General features: G+C 73.0%; 1 protein-coding gene and 1 pseudogene. Both read left to right on the top strand.

Going from position 1 to position 2,314, the window contains the following annotated elements; translation table 11 throughout:
* Nucleotides 1-254, top strand: a pseudogene (locus tag GU5_RS0112075) (sugar ABC transporter permease); the annotation flags it as partial.
* Complete coding sequence (locus tag GU5_RS0112070) at nt 251-2,194, top strand: glycoside hydrolase family 13 protein (RefSeq protein ID WP_010525829.1); 1,944 nt, start codon at nt 251-253, stop codon at nt 2,192-2,194. The pseudogene GU5_RS0112075 and the gene GU5_RS0112070, both read left to right, overlap by 4 nt.
* Nucleotides 2,195-2,314: the final 120 nt, after the last annotated feature.

Here is a 2,314-nt window from a genome sequence, read left to right as displayed (position 1 = left end):
CGATCCTGGCGGTGGTCGCGCTGCTGTCGTTCATCGCGACCACCAACGACTTCGTCATCGCCTCCGTGCTGCTCATCGATCCGGAGAAGCAGACGCTGGCGGTGGGCCTCTACCAGTTCGTCTCCCAGGAGACCTCGCAGAACTGGTCGCTGTTCTCCGCCGGGGCGGTGCTGGCCTCGATCATCCCGGTGGCGCTCTTCCTGGCGCTGCAGAAGTACATCGTCGGCGGGCTGACCTCGGGGAGCGTGAAGTGACCGCCCCTCTCCCCCACCTCCCCCACCACGACGGCTCGCCGCTGCACGTCTCGTCCTCGGCGCCGTCGCTCGGCGAGCGGGTCGCGCTGCGGCTGCGCGTGCCGACGGCCTTCCTCGAGTCCGTCGGCGGCCTGAAGGCCGTCGCCGTGCGGTCGACTCCCGACGGCGAGCCGGCCTGGGACGCCGCGCGGCCGCTCGGCACCGCCGGCGGATGGCAGTGGTGGCAGGCCGAGGTCACCGTGCACAACCCGCGGCACCGCTACCGCTGGCTGCTGCGCACCGGCGCCGGAGAGGTGCTCTGGCTGAACCAGGCGGGTCTGGAGCGTCTGGAGGGCCGCGACGTCGACGACTTCGCGCTGCTCGCCGCACCGACCTCGCCCGACTGGCTCGCCGCCTCGGTGATGTATCAGCTCGTGCCGGACCGTTTCGCCCGGTCGGCGGCCGCCGACGCGCGCGCCGCGCCCGACTGGGCGGAACCGGCCGCCTGGCACGACCCGGTGGACCCGGTGATGCCCTCCCGCGTGCAGCAGTTCTACGGCGGGGACCTGGACGGAGTGGTGGAGAAGCTGGATCATCTGGAGGCTCTCGGGGTCGACCTGCTCTACCTCACCCCGTTCTTCCCGGCGGCGTCGAACCATCGCTACGACGCGACGACCTTCGAGCAGGTCGACCCGCTGCTCGGCGGCGACGAGGCGCTGGCCCGGCTCACCGCCGCCGCCCACGCCCGCGGCATGCGGGTCATCGGCGACCTCACCACGAACCACACCGGCGACGGCCACGAGTGGTTCCGCACCGCCCGGGCCGATCCGGACTCCGCCGAGCGGGAGTTCTATCTCTTCGACGACGACGGCGCTGACGGCGAGCGCGGCCCAGGATACGAGTCCTGGCTGGGCACGCCCACGCTGCCGAAGCTCGACTGGTCCTCGGCCGAGCTGCGGCGCCGGTTCATCGACGGGCCGGACTCGGTGGTCGGCCGCTGGCTGCGTCCTCCTGCGGCGCTGGACGGCTGGCGGATCGATGTGGCCAGCATGACCGGGCGGCTACGCGAGGTGGATCTCAACGCCGAGGTCCGGCAGATCCTGCGCCGGACGATGGACCGCGTCGCCCCCGGGACGGCGCTGCTGGCCGAGTCCACCAACGACGCCACGGAGGATCTCACCGGCGACGCCTGGCACGGGGCGATGACCTATGTCCTCGTCACCCGGCCGCTGTGGGCTTGGCTCTGCGCTCCCGACGGCGTGCCGCACACCACCGCCGACGGCGGCACCAGCTCCGAGCCCTGGTTCTTCGGCCAGCCGCTGGGCGGGATCCCGTCCGGCACGGCGGCCGACTTCGCCGCCTCGGTCACCCGGTTCTCCGCCGGGATCCCCTGGCGGATCCGGCTGGGGACGATGCAGCCGCTGAACACCCATGACACGGCCCGCTTCGCCACCCATGCCGCTGAGGGCACTGTGCCGGTGGCGCTGGGGCTGATGATGACGCTGCCGGGGGTGCCGATGCTCTTCGCCGGCGACGAGTTCGGCCTGACCGGCGCCGACGGAGAGCTCAGCCGCACGCCCATGCCCTGGGGCCTCGAGCACCGGGATCCGGCGGCGGCCGAGCGGCTGGCGCTGTGCCGGGAGCTGGTCGGGCTGCGCCGTCGGCATCCGGTCCTCGCCGCCGGCGGGATGCGCTGGGTCCATGTCGACGACGACGCCGTGGTCTTCCTTCGCGAGTCGGCCGAGGAGTCGGTGCTGGTGCTGGCGTGCTCGGCGACGACGGCGATCGAGGTGCCGTGGGAGGCGCTGCCGGGGCTGGATCCCGCCGGCGACGCCGACGACGCCGTCGAGCGGCTCCACGGCTCCGTCCGGCTGGTCTCCGGCTCCGGCTCGGTGCACCTGTCCGCCGAGGGGCCGGCCTGCGGCATCTGGCGGCTGGCCGGGGTTCCGGTGCCGGAGTGACGCGGCGCCTCCTCTCGAGGCCCCGCCCCAGCCCCTTCCAGCCCTTCCCGTGCCTCCCGTGCCTCCCGTGCCTCGATGACTCTGTGGCATGTGTGGGAATACGTCGTCATTCCCACACAT

The organism is Nesterenkonia sp. F (assembly GCF_000220985.1).
Lineage (GTDB): Bacteria > Actinomycetota > Actinomycetes > Actinomycetales > Micrococcaceae > Nesterenkonia.
The sequence above is the reverse complement of the archived record's forward strand: the minus strand, read 5'-3'. Positions and strand labels throughout refer to the sequence as shown.